The sequence below is a fragment of the Affinundibacterium seohonense genome (genome assembly GCF_014284305.1).
GTDB lineage: Bacteria > Pseudomonadota > Gammaproteobacteria > Burkholderiales > Burkholderiaceae_D > Undibacterium > Undibacterium seohonense.
The window spans coordinates 69,716-87,002 of sequence record NZ_JACOFW010000012.1 but is presented as its reverse complement, the minus strand read 5'-3'; the positions used below and the strand labels follow the sequence as shown (position 1 = coordinate 87,002).

At 46.5% G+C, this 17,287-nt stretch carries 10 protein-coding genes and 2 riboswitches; of the genes, 7 read left to right on the top strand and 3 right to left on the bottom strand.

Going from position 1 to position 17,287, the window contains the following annotated elements:
- Positions 1 to 9 precede the first annotated feature (9 nt).
- From H8K52_RS11920 to H8K52_RS11890, 7 genes are all read left to right on the top strand, one after another.
- Positions 10 to 2,247, top strand: a complete 2,238-nt coding sequence (locus H8K52_RS11920; RefSeq protein WP_186923129.1) for a RelA/SpoT family protein — start codon at positions 10 to 12, stop codon at positions 2,245 to 2,247.
- 168 nt (positions 2,248 to 2,415) lie between these two features.
- Positions 2,416 to 3,573 carry a M28 family peptidase gene (locus tag H8K52_RS11915; RefSeq protein ID WP_246464474.1) on the top strand — a complete coding sequence of 386 codons (1,158 nt, stop codon included), beginning with the start codon at positions 2,416 to 2,418 and terminating at the stop codon, positions 3,571 to 3,573.
- A gap of 135 nt (positions 3,574 to 3,708) precedes the next feature.
- Positions 3,709 to 5,400, top strand: a complete 1,692-nt coding sequence (locus tag H8K52_RS11910; protein ID WP_186923128.1) for a M14 family zinc carboxypeptidase — start codon at positions 3,709 to 3,711, stop codon at positions 5,398 to 5,400.
- 137 nt (positions 5,401 to 5,537) lie between these two features.
- A riboswitch (glycine riboswitch) is annotated at positions 5,538 to 5,635 on the top strand.
- Positions 5,636 to 5,646: 11 nt separating this feature from the next.
- A riboswitch (glycine riboswitch) is annotated at positions 5,647 to 5,773 on the top strand.
- A gap of 113 nt (positions 5,774 to 5,886) precedes the next feature.
- Positions 5,887 to 7,011: a glycine cleavage system aminomethyltransferase GcvT gene (gcvT, locus tag H8K52_RS11905; RefSeq protein ID WP_186923127.1), complete on the top strand. Its 1,125-nt coding sequence runs from the start codon at positions 5,887 to 5,889 to the stop codon at positions 7,009 to 7,011.
- Positions 7,012 to 7,144: 133 nt separating this feature from the next.
- Complete coding sequence (gcvH, locus tag H8K52_RS11900; RefSeq protein ID WP_186923126.1) at positions 7,145 to 7,522, top strand: glycine cleavage system protein GcvH; 378 nt, start codon at positions 7,145 to 7,147, stop codon at positions 7,520 to 7,522.
- 123 nt (positions 7,523 to 7,645) lie between these two features.
- Positions 7,646 to 10,525 carry an aminomethyl-transferring glycine dehydrogenase gene (gene gcvP, locus H8K52_RS11895; RefSeq protein ID WP_186923125.1) on the top strand — a complete coding sequence of 960 codons (2,880 nt, stop codon included), beginning with the start codon at positions 7,646 to 7,648 and terminating at the stop codon, positions 10,523 to 10,525.
- 1,471 nt (positions 10,526 to 11,996) lie between these two features.
- Positions 11,997 to 12,329 (top strand): energy transducer TonB, encoded by a 333-nt coding sequence (locus tag H8K52_RS11890; RefSeq protein WP_186923124.1) that lies wholly within the window; start codon positions 11,997 to 11,999, stop codon positions 12,327 to 12,329.
- Between the two features lie 121 nt (positions 12,330 to 12,450).
- Here the strand turns inward: H8K52_RS11890 and H8K52_RS11885 are convergent, their stop codons facing one another.
- The 3 genes from H8K52_RS11885 to H8K52_RS11875 all read right to left on the bottom strand — a co-directional run bounded on the left by H8K52_RS11885 (position 12,451) and on the right by H8K52_RS11875 (position 17,220).
- Positions 12,451 to 12,915 carry an Mpo1 family 2-hydroxy fatty acid dioxygenase gene (locus tag H8K52_RS11885; protein WP_186923123.1) on the bottom strand — a complete coding sequence of 155 codons (465 nt, stop codon included), beginning with the start codon at positions 12,913 to 12,915 and terminating at the stop codon, positions 12,451 to 12,453.
- 156 nt (positions 12,916 to 13,071) lie between these two features.
- Positions 13,072 to 14,376, bottom strand: a complete 1,305-nt coding sequence (locus H8K52_RS11880; protein ID WP_186923122.1) for a cyanophycinase — start codon at positions 14,374 to 14,376, stop codon at positions 13,072 to 13,074.
- 153 nt (positions 14,377 to 14,529) lie between these two features.
- Positions 14,530 to 17,220: a TonB-dependent receptor plug domain-containing protein gene (locus H8K52_RS11875; protein WP_186923121.1), complete on the bottom strand. Its 2,691-nt coding sequence runs from the start codon at positions 17,218 to 17,220 to the stop codon at positions 14,530 to 14,532.
- Positions 17,221 to 17,287 lie beyond the last annotated feature (67 nt).

Here is a 17,287-nt window from a genome sequence, read left to right as displayed (position 1 = left end):
CGAATTAATATGGTCTCACTCTCCGCCACACTTTCGGAAGCACAATTAGTCGAGGGTTTGTCACCCGCTGATGCTGCGCGCATTGCGCAAGCACTGGAATTCGTCACGCCTTTTTTTGAAGATAGAAATATCGTCACGGAACAAAATGCCTTGCAATTTGCGATTGGTGTTGCATCTACCTTAGCAATGCTGAGAACGGATGCCGATACCCGCATCGCGGGGATATTGTTTGAGTTGTCGGAGATGAATCCGCTGGCTGCAGAAAAAATTGAAGCAAAATTTGGTAAAGAAATTGCAGAGTTGGTCGCTGGTGTCCGACGTCTAATGCGCCTACGTGAAGCGACTTTGACCCAGCATGACGTTGGGCGTGGAAAAGATGAAGCCGAACGCACCGCTTCACAAATGGAAGTGCTGCGCAAAATGGTGTTGGCGATGGCGAACGACATGCGAGTCGTGCTGGTACGCTTGGCGTCTCGCGTCACGACTCTACGGTATTTCGCTGAATGCAAGCGCGATGACGGCGCGGTGCAACAATATGCCAGTGAGACCATGGACTTGTATGCGCCTTTGGCAAATCGTTTGGGTGTGTGGCAGTTGAAGTGGGAACTAGAAGATTTGTCGTTCCGTTTTTTAGAGCCAGAACAATACAAACGCATCGCCAAAATGCTGGAAGAAAAGCGTGTCGAACGTGAGAGTTTCGTGGTTTCTGCTATCGCGCGATTAGAGCATGAATTGAAATCTGTGGATGTGAAGGCTGAAGTGAGTGGCCGCCCTAAACACATCTACAGTATTTGGAAAAAAATGAAGGGCAAGAAGGTCGACTTTGATGAACTTTATGACGTGCGGGCTTTTCGCGTCATTGTTGACGATATCAAAGATTGTTATACGGTGTTGGGCATTCTGAATAATTTGTGGACGCCTATCCCGAAAGAGTTTGACGACTACATTTCTCGCCCTAAACCGAATGGCTATAAATCCTTACATACTGTGGTGGTAGTCGATGATGGCCGTCCATTAGAAGTGCAAATTCGCACCAAGGAAATGCATCAATTTTCTGAGTTCGGTGTGGCAGCGCATTGGCGCTATAAAGAAACTGGCGGCTCGAATTTTTCAGCGCAAGAATATGATGAGAAAATTGCTTGGTTGCGCCAATTGCTTGCATGGAAAAATGAAGTGTCGGATGTGGTGGTCGATCAAGAGCAATTGCAGCGTGAGTGGGTAGAAAAAGTCAAAGCGGCGACCTTAGATGACCGCATTTACGTACTGACACCGCAAGCGCGTGTGATCGAATTGCCGACTGGTGCAACACCAGTTGATTTTGCTTATCAGCTGCATACGGATGTTGGTCACCGCTGTCGTGGCGCGCGTGTCGATGGTGTGATGGTGCCGTTGAATACGAAGTTGAAAAATGGCCAGACGGTTGAAATCATTACCCTCAAAATTGGTTCGATTCAGACTGGGCCTTCGCGCGATTGGTTGACGCCCGAGTACACGGTTGGCACTCGCACCCGTAGCAAAATCCGCGCATGGTTTAACGCGATTGACCAAGAAATTACGCTTTCCACAGGTCGCGGCATGATAGAAAAAACTTTGCAGCGCGAGGGTAAAACTTCTGTTAATTTAGAAGAGTTGGCGCGTAAGCTGAGTTTCGCCAGCCTCGATGATTTATTTTTAGCGGTCGGCAAAGAAGAGTTTAGCTTGCGTCAAGTCGAGACTGCTTTGCGGGATGATCCAGAACCGGAACAGAGCCCGGAGTTTGTGATCTCGAATAAGATCCGCGCAACGAGCGTCGAGCACGGTGCGAAATCTGGGGTGTTGGTCGTCGGCACAGAAGGATTAATGACGCAGTTAGCACGCTGTTGTAAACCTGCACCACCTGATGACATCGTTGGTTTTGTCACGCGTGGGAAGGGGGTCTCTATACACCGTCTTACCTGCAAAAACTTTGGCGAGATGCGCAATAAAGCGCCTGAGCGTGTGATACAAACGACCTGGGGTGATGGTGGCAAAGACACCGTTTATCCGGTCGATATTTTTGTATTGGCGCAAGACCGACAAGGTTTGCTACGTGACATTTCAGAGGTTTTTTCACGTGAGAAAATTAATGTCATCGGGGTAAATACGCAAAGTGCGAAAGGGCAGGCAAAGATGTCTTTTACCGCCGAGATCAATGGTACTAGTCAATTGCAGAAAGCGATGACAGTGATCCGTGAGGTTAGCGGTGTTCAAGACGTGCGTCGCGCCTAATTTGATTGATCTTGGGTGTCGTGAACAAAATCTTGGACTTCGGAGAAATTTGACGGAACTTATTTAGCGTTAGTTGTTCTGATTGAGATGCTGTAAAACCGATAAAAATTAAATTGTGAAGTGTTGCCAGCGTTTGGCAATACGCACTTACCAAAAAGAGTGGAAAAAATGAATAAAAAGGTGATGATGAATGTAAAGGCGCTTTGCTCCGCAGCTTTGGTTTCCCAATGTTTAATCCTTTCGGGTACCGTCTTTGCGCAAACTAATAGTACGGCTGGTGCAAAACAAGTACCGATGTTGCCGGCAACCATGCAAGCCACCGTCGACCGTATATCTGCAGAGTCTATGCGCGGACATTTGACTTTTTTGGCCTCAGATTTATTAGAAGGACGTGATACACCTTCGCGCGGCCTAGATTTGGCTGCGGAATACATCGCAGCGCAGTTTCGTGCAATTGGCTTAGAACCAGCGGGAAATGATGGCTATTTTCAAACGGCTGATTGGAATATTTTGAAGAAGGAAATTCGTCGTCGTCCGGGGGCGCCAGTTCCTCCTGCTGAGGCAGAGCCAACAACTCCGACTATCGTTCGAAATGTAATCGGTGTTCTGCGCGGTTCAGATCCTGTGTTGCGTGATAGTTATGTGTTGGTGACAGCGCATTACGATCACGTCGGCATCAAGGAGAGTCTAGCGGGCGATAAGATTTTCAATGGTGCGAATGATGATGCAAGTGGAACGGTATCTGTTATTGAGTTAGCCAAAGCTTTTGCTGGCATGAAAGAACGTCCAAAACGCAGTATCGTTTTTATGACTTTCTTTGGTGAAGAGAAAGGCTTGGTCGGTTCTCGCTATTATGGGAAAAATCCTATTTTCCCTATCGAAAAAACGATTGCTGGCATCAATATTGAACAAGTAGGTCGTACGGATGATTCCGAAGGCCCACAAGTTGCTTCTGTTGGTGTAACAGGATTTGATTTTTCTGATGTCGGTGCCATTATCAAGCAGGCCGGTGATAAGACCGGTATCAACGTGTGGAAACATCCTGTCAATAGCGATAAATACTTTGGTGCCAGCGATAATCAAGCACTCGCAGATCAAGGTATTCCGGCGCATACGATTAGCGTTGCGTATGGATTCCCCGACTATCATGCCCCTGGTGACGAAGCCCACAAGATTGACTATCACAATATGGCTAAGGTCAATCGTGCGGTTGCTGTTGCGGTTGAACAGATAGCTAATAGCAAAACAATCCCAAAATGGGATGAGAAAAACCCTAAGGCATCAAAATATCTGAATGCTTGGAAACAGCGTCAATCCGCTCAATAATTTACGGAGCCCTTCCTAGTTTTTGATAAAACGACTTGAGTGATGATTTACTCAGGTCGTTTTTTTATTGGTCACCGAAACTTTTTTCGCTATTTGACGTTCTATCTCATTTTCAAAATATAAAAAATCAAAACCATGAATAAATCCATCTTAACTCTCAGTGTAATCGCTTGTTTAGGCGGTCTTTCTGCGACTAGTTTTGCGCAAAAATCTTCTCAAGCAAAGACAGATAACTGGCCACAGGCGCGTTTTGAACAAAATAATTATCAGAGCACTAGCACGGTTGCCGATGTCGCTCAGTTTATGGCGGCATTGCAAAAGAAGGATAAATCCCTGACGACGTATCAGCCGAAAAATGCACCGCGCGGCACCGAGACTGGACAGCCTTTAAATGCTTGGCGCTTGGCAGCAACCGGTAAAGATCCATTGCGCGTGTATATCAATGCTGGTATCCATGCTGGTGAAGTTGAAGGTAAAGATGCGATGCAAATTATCTTGCGCGAATTGATGCAAGGTAAATATCCAGAGATACGTCAAGCAATCGAAATCGTTACTTTGCCGACCTACAATGCGGATGGGGCTGATGCACAGGATCCTCTCAATCGCCGCCATCAACCGAATCCAGACCATGGTGTTGGGCCACGTGAAAATGCATTTGGAATTGATTTGAACCGCGACATGATGAAGGCTGCTGCAGCTAATACTCGTTGGATGCTGGCGATGTATCAAGACTTTCAACCAGCGGCGGTGTTTGATTTGCATACCACCAATGGTAGCTATCATGGCTTTCATATTACCTATGAACCTGCATGGGCAACTGGTGGCGATGCACCATTGCAAGCCTTAAATCGCAAAATGCTGACAGATGTGCGCTCTACAATGTTGACGCGTGGAATGCCAACTTATGACTACGGGAATTTTCGCTTTGATAAGGATAAAAAAATTGTGGGATGGGAGTCAGCATTTTCCTCGCCCAACCTAGTCAGTAACTATCCGACTTTGCAATACGCACTAGGCATTTTGGTGGAGTCTTATGTGTATCGAGGCTTTAAGGAAAGAATCGAAGATAATCGTTTGTATGTAGTGGAGTTATTGCGTTGGTTGGCGGCGAATAAAGATCAAGTGAAGAGGGAGCAAGTCGCAGCGAAATCACGTTGGGCAGATCAATGGAAAAACAATGATGCTCGCTTGCCATTGCGCACGGAAATGACTCTGGCGGAAACCTATAGTTTTGACGTGGTTGATCCGATTAAAGATGCTAACGGTCAAATTGTGGGTGAGAAATCACGTACGAAGATGGATTTGCCTGCTTATGTTGCTTTTAAAGCGGTCGATGAAATTCGCGTACCGCAGGGTTATCTGATTGACCCAGCTTATGCTGATAAACTGCGCCCGATTTTACAAGCGCATGGCTTGAAAGTATTGCCGGGGTCAGCACGTCCTAAGAACGAGGCGTTGATGTACTTCCATGAAACTGAGAAGAATATTGCGAAAGATACTTTCCAAGGGATTTTTACCGCACAAATTAAAGGGCAGTGGAAAGAACAAGCTCCAGAAAAACGTGCCGGCTATGCTTGGACCAAAGAGACATTAGATAAAGCGCTTTATGTCCCGTTGAATCAGCCACTAGGTCGTTTGGGATTTTATCTGCTCGATCCGCGCAGTGCTGATGGATTGGTATATTGGGGTTATTTGCATGCCTACTATGCTCGCGGAAAAGGTATGTGGGGTGAACCGCCGCGTCAGCCAATTTTGGCTGTTGGTAGTGCTGCCGCGAATCATACAGCCGAAAGTGCAACAGGAAAGCCGGAGCGAGTACAGGAGTAGTTTGTTATTTTAAGTTAATTTAAATAAGTTACTTTTGCGTCCTTCTTTGCATAAGACAATTGACACTTTAGTACGCAATAAAATGTAAAAAAAGTGCTGCGATAAGAAATCACCCAGATGTTTCGGGTTATAATCGCGGCACTTGATCGGGAGAGAGCCGTGACTCACAGAGTGCACCGCCGCCGAAGGGGCTAATACCCAACAAACTCTCAGGCAAAAGGACCGATCAGCGGGGTTGTGTGAAAACTCCCCTACTCTGGAGAGCGGTAGCAGTGCAGAGAAAGCTTGCGCTGAACTACCCACCGAAGGTGCGACGAGAATCGTTAAATGACGAATCTCGGAATCTCTCAGGTACCAGGACAGAGGGGTAACGATTGTTTGGTTATTTTTGATTTTCAAAAGTGACCAGGTAGCATACGGAATGTAATGATTCGTATGTTTTTTTTCGTCCCTTTTTCTGTCCAAACTTGGTACTGAGGCACTCACATGACGCAAGCAACTCTTAAAGTAACTCCCTTGAACGCAGCACACCGTGCAGCCGGCGCGAAGATGGTTGATTTCGGTGGTTGGGATATGCCCGTGAACTACGGCTCCCAAATCGAAGAACATCATGCGGTGCGTACTGACGTCGGTATGTTCGACGTTTCTCATATGTGCGTAGTTGACCTTAAGGGTGAAAACGTACGTAGCTTCTTGCGTGGTTTGGTCGCTAATAATGTCGATAAATTGCAAGTGCCAGGCAAAGCGCTGTACTCAGCCATGTTAAAACCTGAAGGCACAGTGATCGACGACTTGATCATCTACTTTATGAACGAAACTTGGTTCCGTCTGGTGGTTAATGCCGGTACAGCGGAAAAAGACGTAGCGTGGATGAATGCACACAACTCAGCAACGAACGCTGGTATCACCATCACACAACGTCGTGACGGTGCAAATTCTTATGGCTTGATCGCTGTTCAAGGCCCAAATGCTCGTGCAAAGGCATGGGAAGTTTTGCCAGAGACTAAAGCTGCTAGTGCTGACATCAAACCATTTAATGCAGTCATCGTTGAAAACACTTCCTTCGGCGAAGTGATGGTCGCACGCACTGGTTACACAGGTGAAGATGGTTTCGAAATCGCTGTTTCTGCAGAACGCATCACTGACTTGTGGAATGCTTTAGTAGCCGTAGGTGTAAAGCCAGCAGGCCTAGGTGCACGCGACACATTGCGTTTGGAAGCTGGCATGAACTTGTACGGCCAAGATATGGACGAAACAGTGAATCCATTGAACGCTGGTTTGGCATGGACGATCGACTTGGTTGCTGAACGTGATTTCGTCGGTAAGAAAGCTTTGCATGAACAAGGTCAAACACAACAATTCCTTGGCTTGATCCTGCGTGAAAAAGGCGGCATCTTGCGCGCTCATCAAAAAGTGGTGACACCACAGGGCGAAGGCGAAATCACTAGCGGTACTTTCAGCCCAACGATGCAAGAAGCAATCGCCTTGGCACGTTTGCCTATGGGTGTAGCGATTGGTGACACGGTTCACGTGCAGATTCGCGATAAGCAATTGGTAGCGACAGTAGTGAAGCTTCCGTTTGTGCGTAATGGTAAGGTTTTAGTAGCTTAATTATTTTTTGCCGCAGAGGCGCGGAGTACGCAGAGGCTTTTGAAGCATTTCTCAGCGATCTCTGCGCCTCTGCGGCAAAGGTTTTTGTTTTTAGTTTTTAAAGATAATCATTTTAAATTTTTTGGAGAACAACATGACAATTCCAGCAGATCGTAAATACACAGAATCCCACGAATGGGTACGCGTTGAAGCCGACGGTACAGTGTCCGTTGGTATTACTGATTTCGCACAAGATGCATTGGGCGATATCGTTTTCGTTGAAGTGCCAAAAGTCGGTACGGTGCTGGCTGCAGGTAAAGATTGCTGCGTGATTGAATCTGTGAAAGCAGCTGGTGACGTGTACGCACCAGTCGCTGGTGAAGTTGTTGCAGTGAACGATGCAGTAGTTGATGCACCTGATTCTATCAATTCAGGTGCATTTGATGCATGGTTGTTCAAATTGAAGCCAGCTAATGCAGCGGATGTTGATGCGTTGATGTCAGCAGAAGCATACCAAAAAAATATCGGCTAAAAATATAAGAAAAGCCACGCCGCAGAGGCGCAGAGTACACAGAGAAATTCATCAAGATCTCTGCGTACTCTGCGCCTCTGCGGTTAGATGTTGAACTTATTTTTCTAATTTTTTAAGACTACCATGACACGTACTAGCCTTTCCCAACTTGAGGCACATGATGCCTTTATCGCCCGTCATATCGGCCCATCTGAAGCAGAACAAGCTGCTATGCTCAAAGTGTTGGGCTATGCGGATCGTACAGCGTTGATCGATGCGATTGTTCCAGCGAATATCCGTCGTAAAAATGTTTTGCCATTGGCGCAATTCACAGAAGCGAAATCTGAAACTGAAGCATTGGCAACATTGAAGGCATTGGCGAGCAAAAATAAAGTGCTCAAGTCTTTCATCGGCCAAGGCTATTACAACACGCACACGCCTGGCGTGATTCTGCGTAATATTTTTGAAAACCCAGCTTGGTACACGGCTTACACGCCATACCAACCAGAAATTTCTCAAGGTCGCTTAGAAGCGATTTTGAACTTCCAGCAAGTCATCATGGACATGACAGGCATGGACATCGCGAATGCGTCTATGCTCGATGAAGGTACAGCCGCTGCAGAAGCGATGACCTTGATTCAACGCGTTGGTAAATCGAATTCCAATGTGTTTTACGTAGCACATGATGTGTTGCCGCAAACACGTGAAATCATCGAAACCCGTGCTAAGCCATTGGGCATCGAAGTGCGCACGTTGACGGCGAATGAAGCTCTAGAAAACGATTGCTTCGGCGTGTTATTGCAATACCCAAGTGTAGACGGCGAGATCCGTGATTACCGCGAATTTGCGACCGCAATCCATGCTAAAGGCGCTATGGTGATCGCTGCAGCAGATTTATTGGCGTTGACCCTGATCGAAGCGCCAGGTACTTGGGGCGCAGACGTGGTTGTCGGTAACAGCCAACGCTTTGGTGTGCCACTCGGCTTCGGTGGCCCACACGCTGGCTTCATGGGTACGAAAGATGCCTTCAAGCGTTCTATGCCAGGCCGTTTAGTCGGTGTGACGATCGACGCCCAAGGCAAGCAAGCTTACCGTTTAGCATTGCAAACACGTGAGCAGCATATTCGCCGCGAAAAAGCGACTTCTAACATCTGTACAGCGCAGGTTTTATTAGCAGTGATCGCGTCTATGTACGCCGTGTATCATGGTCCAGCTGGCTTGAAACAAATCGCTCAACGTACACATCGTTTGACTGGTACCTTGGCTGCTGGTTTGAAACAAATGGGTGTAGCTATCGCAAACAGTAGTTTCTTCGATACATTGACGATCAATGTTGCTGACGCTGCAGCATTGCACGCAGCAGCGCAAGCAGCGGGTTATAACTTGCGTCAAATCAGCGCGACACAAGTTGGCGTTTCTCTCGATGAAACCGCAACCCGTGCCGATATCGAAGCTTTGTGGTCTATCCTCGGTCAAGGCAAAGCAGCACCAGCGTTTGACGCGACTGAAGCAAGCGTCGCGGATGCTTTCCCAGCAGCCTTGGCGCGTACGACGACCTATTTGACGCATCCAACTTTCAGCCGCTATCACGCTGAACACGAAATGTTGCGTTACCTGCGTAGCTTGGCAGATAAAGATTTGGCGTTAGATCGCACGATGATCCCGCTCGGTTCTTGCACCATGAAGTTGAATGCAACATCAGAAATGATCCCAGTGACATGGCCAGAGTTTTCTAACATCCATCCATTCGCACCGAACGATCAAACGATCGGTTACCGCGAAATGATCGATCAGTTAGAAGCGATGTTGTGTGCAGCGACTGGATACGACGCAGTCTCTTTGCAACCAAATGCAGGTTCACAAGGTGAATATGCTGGCTTGTTGGTGATCCAGGCTTACCATCAATCTCGTGGCGACGCACATCGCAATATCTGCTTGATCCCATCCTCCGCGCACGGTACTAACCCAGCGTCTGCTTCGATGGTAGGCATGGAAGTTGTGGTGGTTGCATGCGATAACAACGGTAACGTTGATTTGGTTGATTTGAAAGCCAAAGCAGAAAAACACAGCGCCAATTTGGCGGCAGCGATGGTAACTTATCCATCTACGCACGGTGTATTTGAAGAAGGCATCCAAACTTTGTGCGAGATCGTTCACGCACACGGCGGTCAAGTGTATGTCGACGGCGCGAATATGAATGCCTTGGTCGGCGTTGCTGCACCAGGTAAATTCGGTGGCGACGTCAGTCATTTGAACTTACATAAAACATTCTGTATTCCACACGGCGGTGGCGGCCCGGGTGTTGGCCCAGTCGCGGTTGGCGCACATTTGGCTAAGTTCTTGCCGAATCAAAAATCAACCGGTTATGTACGCGGTGAAGATGGTATCTCAGCAGTTAGCGCAGCACCGTTCGGTTCAGCATCGATTTTGCCAATCTCGTGGATGTACATCGCCATGATGGGCGCAGAAGGCTTGAAAGCAGCAACGGAAACAGCGATCTTGGCAGCGAACTACATCGCTAAGCGTTTGGCACCACATTACCCAGTACTGTACACAGGCCATGATGGCTTGGTAGCGCATGAATGTATTTTGGATTTGCGTCCATTGACAGATGCAACCGGCATCTCGAATGAAGACGTAGCAAAGCGTTTGATCGACTTCGGTTTCCATGCACCGACGATGAGCTTCCCAGTGCCAGGTACGTTGATGATTGAGCCAACAGAAAGCGAATCACAAGCTGAGTTGGATCGTTTCATCGATGCGATGATCGTCATCCGTGAAGAAATCGCTAAGGTGGCCAGCGGTGAATTTGACGCCAAAGACAATCCACTCAAAAACGCACCACATACTGCAGAAGTATTGGTCGCCAACGAATGGAATCACGCCTACGGTCGCGAAGTGGCGGCTTTCCCAGTACCAGCATTGCGTAAGCAAAAATACTGGGCACCGGTAGGTCGTGCTGACAATGTCTACGGCGATCGTAACTTGTTCTGCGCTTGTGTACCGATGAGTGATTATGAGTAAGCTTAGTTCTTAAAATGAGTGCCTTCACATGTCGCAAAACGACATGTGAGTTTGCAAAAAAACGGACATGCAATTCGCATGTCCGTTTTTTTATTTGAACGATGTGACTGCGGTTTGATAATTAGAGTATCTATTTCGATAAATCGAGAGTCTAGTATCAATGTTTAGATTTTTTGCGCAGTTCGGAAATTAGGCAACCAAGGAAAGTCGCAAAAAATCACGCTGTGCTGGCAGCGATCATAAAAAGCACGCCCCCATCGGATGCCAGATTGCAGTGTCTCTTGATTATTTAGACCGCCTACAGTCACCAAGAAGCCCAAAAAAGATGCCAACTTGCTACAAGCAAAAATAAGCAAGTAGCGGTACTACAGCAGCGAGGCTATGAATTTGCTAGGAAAATGAAAGTGACAAGTGGAAATCTGACGATGAAGTCGAGAGTTGAAACGCATTCATTTCAAAAGAGTAATTGAGGTGTCAAATATACTGAACCACGCTCTATGACAATTGCAAAATTGGCTTAATTTCACTTAAAACTTCGAACTTGGCTTCTCACCGATTTTCTATTTAGTGTATGCAGAGCTTGGTGTTAGTATTTTTTCCTCGATTGCAGCTAAATAAGTAGCTAATTAAGATTTTCTTTTCTTGATTAACCGAACAAAATGATATCAATGCCTATGATTTATATGGGAAATTCGCCAATTCGCCACGGAATTTAGAATTTTGTTTGGGCTTTGAATTTCACTTCCGAGCAAAATTTCATATTTCATTACCTTGCCAAAATTTACTCTTTTTTTTCATCTAATTGTCTTTCATCCACGCATTTTATCGAATACACCATTGATATTTATTAAATATATTTATAAGATAGGTTGTCTTTGCTTGAGGCTTGTTTTTTCCAAGGGAGGTGAAACAAGGTTTAAGTTACTACCGTTTGTGTGGGGTTTGCGAGATAGGATATTTCAGACGCTAGCTTGTAATTATGACTGTGGTGAGGATGTTTTGTTAGCGACACCGACCGCAGGACAGTGTTAACACATTACGTTGAGAGCGAAGCTAGCTTTCACAGATGTCAATCTAAACGCGACCTACGAATAAAGTCTTGTTGTGATCATTACGTGGGATTGTTTCGTCTTCATTTGGATCTCCTAATGTTAGTGCTGAAGATGCTTCCCACAAGGCAGCACCTTAGCTCTTAATTGAAGGAAGCGATTCTTTGAGTCAGAATGATCCACTGCTTCCCAGGCATGTAATGATTTTTTGCCGAACATGTTGCAAAACATGTTCGGCTTTTTTACGTCTGTTGCGAGAGAATATATTTACATAAGGCAAAATATACTGATTAAATTTTACGCAAAGTAGTTGCCTTGTGGAAAAAAACGATTTAGAATGTCGTTTCTTTCCATGCGGCAATTTAATTCTTTAAATCGATTACCTCATGGGCAAAATTCAATCTAATTTCCATGATCTGACTATGAAAAAAATCTTGTTAACAGTTGCTTTATTAAGTTCCGTATTGGCCGTGAATGCTGCTGAAGTTCCTTTGGTAGAGAAGCAAACTTGTGAGAAAGCTGTTTATCCAAAATCATCTTTGATGAATGAAGAAACGGGTACCGTGATGTTATCAGTTTTGGTCGGTGCCGATGGCAACGTAGTTGACTCCAAGGTCGAACAGTCTAGTGGTTCCAAAACACTAGACAAGGCTGCGGTAAAGATTTATTCCTCATGCAAATTTAAGCCAGCTGTTAAAGATGGTAAGGCGCAACAAGCTTGGGCAAAATTAGAGCACGTCTGGAGCTTGTCATAATTTGGTGCTGGCCTATCGATGCTATACAAGTGACTGAGTAGACTAGTTAAACTTGTTAGGGCACAAAAAAACGCGCTTGGAAGAGCGCGTTTTTTGTTTGAATAGATGCTTTTTCGAAACACTAGTATGGCAATTTCCAACGTCGATATAAAAAGCCGATCACAAAAAGAGGGCCGATTAAGAGAAATTGTAAGTCTTCAAAAAAGGATGGCTTCTTCCCTTCGATTTTGTGTCCAATAAATTGAAAAATCCATGCAATAACGAAGGCTACAACCGCGACTGTCAAAATCAGGTCTTGTGGCATGCTGTGTAAAATACCAATCATGACGGCAGCCATCATACTCATACCAATCGCAAATCCTATCGACAGACTCGCATAGTAAATTAAGGCGAGGCCTGTCAGCGACAATGCCAAAACGGGGTGCAAACTCCAAGCTAAGGCAAGGACTGTCCACATAATGACTGGCACACAGACGAAGTGAATTTTTTCATTCGTCGGGTGTTGATGACTCTCTCCATAGCGGCTCAGTAGGAGATTGACTTTCCGATTGGTATCGAACGTTTGGTTTGCTAGCCCATTATCCATAGTGACCTTCTTGATTTGATTGAATGGAGCTTAAATCAAGTTACTGGGTATCGTGGAATGCTTATTCGCGACATTCGCCAAAACAGTAAAAAATACAACAAAAAAGTAATATAAAGGAAACGCCTTGCTGAACGTGACTCGTATGTTTGCAGATTCTTAGCGTTGGCTTGGCATCGCTTGATACAGTCGATTGGCCATCGTAATTGGGACTACATCGAGCCTGAGTCGAATCAAGGTAAATGCCTCCGAACCTGTTACGCTGGAAAAGTAGGCGCTACTGTCAGGCATTTTTGTAAAAGTAAATTCAAAGCCCAATTGGGGTTTCGATCCTCGATGATCGCTAAACGCCAAACCTTTTGCAGTCTGGTGAGAGCTTTCCATTAGCTGCGACATCAACTCGACGACCGCAGTATTTGCCAGAATATTTGGATGAAATGTCGGTGCTTGATCGGTATCTTCAGATCGCACAGAGTCGACGCGACTTTTGTCAGCGGCTGGTTTGATTTGCTTGGTATGAATGTTGAATCGATCGCCGTGTGATAAATAGGAGATGCGTGCGTTTTGTAGATTGAATTCGGTAAAGTTAGGGTTCGTTGTTGTGTTACTCAAATCAAAAAGAATGGCGCCCTTGTAACCGATAATTTCGACTTCATTTTGCTGGCGCACCAGTAATGCCGTATTTTCGTCTATACCCAGCCCCAGTTGATAGGACTTGCTCAGCATGACGGGTAACATGCGGGCAAATCGTCCACGAATGATCAAATGTTGATCGATGAAAACTTGTGGCCCTACGAAGCCTAGGCCGTCTGCGATTTCATCGCCATCTTTGACACCCAGTTTCAATGTGTCGAGTACACCTTTTGCGTTGTTAAACATCGTCGTACTCATGATGGCTGCACCAGCACTGGTTCCCGCGATGACTCCACCGTGACGATAAAGGGCCCAAATCGCTTCAAGCATCGGGCTAGGCTGACCATTGTCTTCACGCAAGGCCGCAGTGATTTTGGCCTGATCTCCGCCCGTAAAATAGACGGCTTTCGCTTGTCGTATTTGCTCTAGCCAATGTGGGTCTTTTCGTATTTTATGAGGGGCCTTCGAGGGATCGACGTCAGTATATTTCGTCGACAAGGGAACGATGAAAGCGTCAGCACCGTGCTGATTGAGCGCCGCTGCAGCAAATTCTGCAGCCCGCTGTGGGTTGGCTGACGCGGAGGGAATAATGGCGATTTTGCTCCCTTGTCCGCCTGCTTCTTTGACGATGCTTTGCCATACAGCAGCATTGTCATTACGCAGGGCGCCACCAATGATTACCAAGGAACCTTGGACTTTATCGTCTGCATGGCGTGGATCTGTAGGCAATTCGACTGCGGATAGATTGCTTGCGAGGTTGGTTAAAAAGAGGCTGAGAGCGATCGCACCGGCGAGCAGGATTTTTGTTGAAAATGGCGAGGTAGAAGTCATCTTGGTTCGAAGAGAAGACAAATAAAAAAAGGGGTAACAATCTAGAGATGCTACCCCAAATGCGGGGAATTACCGCACAAGAAATCAACCATAGGTCACGAGAGAGAAGCGCAGGCTTCTCTCTCGTTTTACTGCCTCATTTCTTACGCTGCATTAAAATGCATAATTCAAGCGTACATAGTATGAGCGACCACGTGGATCAACGTAGGTGGAATCAAAGCCCGCGAAGTAGGTGAGCGTTTGATTCGAGAATGGTGGCTTGGTATTCAACACATTCAAGACCCCACCTGTAATCTTCAAACCTTTGAAGCCATAGTAACCAGCTTGCAAATCCCACAAGCTATAGGAGGCAACTGTTGGACGCTTCCCACTTGGATCTAATTGCTGATCTTCATGATGCAATTGGAAACTGTTTGCGATCGTCATACCCCAGTTACCAATGTCCCAATCAGCACTTAAACGATGGCGCCATTTTGGTGTCACATATTCAAAGCCCCATTTGCCCAAATTATCAAACACTTTGGAGTTGGCAGAGAATTGTTGCTCGCTCTTTGTCATCAAGGTGCCCGACAAGCGCGTCGTCACTTTGCCCATGCCATCGAACTTGGTGCGATAAGCAAAATTTAAATCGATACCACTCTTGGTTTCTTTACCTTGGTTTTGCGCAGTCAATGCCCAGTTTTCAATGAAACCATCGCTGTCGCGGGTAATCGATTTTTCTACGAATTCAGGATCGGTATCGATCAAGGTTTCTGGTGCAAACTTAATCACATCCGTCTTACGCACGCTCCAGTAATCGATCGCTGCAGAGAATGCAGCTAATGGTTCCCAGACAACACCCATCGAGAATTGCTTGGATTTTTCTGGTTTTAGATTGGCATTGCCAGCTTCTGTTGTTGGAATTTGATCGCTATAGCATTGTGACTTGAATTTCGTACAGCCTATCGTATCGAAATACAAGCCACCAGTTGAGGTCTCAACCGTAGATGGGTCTAAGTCTTTCATCGTCGGAGCACGGAAGCCTGTACCGAAAGAAGCACGGAACAAGAGATCCTTACTTGGTTGGTAGCGCAATGCCAATTTAGGATTCGTCGAGCTGCCGATATTGCCGCCGTAAGAGTCGTGACGTATCGCCATCTGCGCATTCAATTCTTTCGTCAACGGGACATCGAATTCAGCGAAGATAGCTTTCACGTCGCGTGATTCAGAAACACGACGTGATTTGGATGTGGAATAGATTGTGCCTGCCAAAATTTCATCAGAAGAGTTATCTTCCAATTTTTCACGACGGAATTCGATACCTGTCGCCATGCCGACAGCGCCCGCATCAAGTTGCGCGATTTCACGGGTAAAGCGTGCGTCAAACACATCCGTAGTTGACTTGCCTTTGCGACCGTCGATGTTACGTTCTGCTGAATCCAATAGAGCCTGACCTTCTGCACTTTGGGCGCCAAACGGATTGATTTTGCCCGTTTTGAATGCAGCTAAGAGCAGTGCTCTATCGTAGTAACCGTTGGTGAGCGTTTGCGTATTTTCTGAAACAGAGTGGGCGTAAGCTGTGTTGTAATCCCAACCTGCGATGACACCTTCCGCGCCCAACAACAAACGCTGTTGTTCTGATTCTTGGCCATTCGTGCGTGCACCACCTGGTGTCAAGCGGATGCGGACATTGAAAGGTTTGCCGTCAGTCGCCACCGTTTGTCCAGCAGAGTTGACGTAAGTTTTTGGATAGAATGGGCCGCCAGCAGGATAAGTCCATGCGCTGCTGCGGGTTCCTTGAGCGCCATTAACGCCAGTTGGTGACAAGCGATACTTGGCATCGTTTTTGGAGGCGGTAAATTCTGCGATCAGGGTGTGGTCAGAATTGATTGCGAAAGTACCACGTGTGATTAAATTCGTTTTTTGTGATTCCGGATAAACGTCAGCTGCCGCTTGGTAGTCGAAACGGCAAGCGCCGGCGATCAAGATACTTGATGGTCCTGCGCAATCTGGCGCACTTGGATTGCCCAAATAACGGCTTGGGGATACTGAGTAGATGCCAGCTGGGAATGTGTTTGCTGAAGTGAAGTTGTCAGGATAACCGCGAGCTTCTAATGGACGCCACGCACTGACCGCGAAGTCGCGTTGTGATGTGCGCAATTGATCATTTTTTTTGTGCTGCAAACTAGCGAAAAAGTTGTAGCCATCATTATTGATATTTCCGAATCCCGCGAGCAAGCTCAGCGCCGTGTCACCACCGCCACCTTCCGCTGTACGCATGCCACTGACGCTCGCTTCAAAACCTCTGAAGTCTTTGCGCGTAATGAAGTTGATGACGCCACCAACGGCATCCGCACCATACACAGCAGATGCGCCATCCTTCAATACTTCAACGCGATCAATCGCCGATAAAGGAATGGAGTTCAAGTCGGTTCCTTCGCCGCCGAAGGCGAAAGCGGCCATACGGCGACCGTTCAACAAGACTAGTGTCGACGAAACGCCAAGGCCACGTAAGTTAGCGCCAGATAAGCCACTGGAACCAGGTTTGTCACTAATACTTGCGGACTCTTGGGTGTAACCGGTGTTAGCCGTCAGCGTGCTTAGCAATTGTTCTGCTGTCGTTGCACCAGTTTTGGCAATATCTTGACGACTAATAACTTGTACAGGCAAAGCTGTCTCTGCATTAATTCTTTTGATCGATGAACCCGTAATTTCAACTTTTTGTACGGCGACTTCTTCAGTCTGCGTTTGTGCGATGGCATTGCCGTTTGCGACACTCAAGATCGCCATGACGCCTAGTGCAGACCAAGTTGCTGCTGTAAGTTTTTTGGGGACTGCATTCCAGCTTTGCTGTTGATGTTTCATTTCTTTGTACTCCTCAGTTTTTGAAAAAAGTATGACTAAAAAATTTGCAAAAAAGGGCTCCCTATCG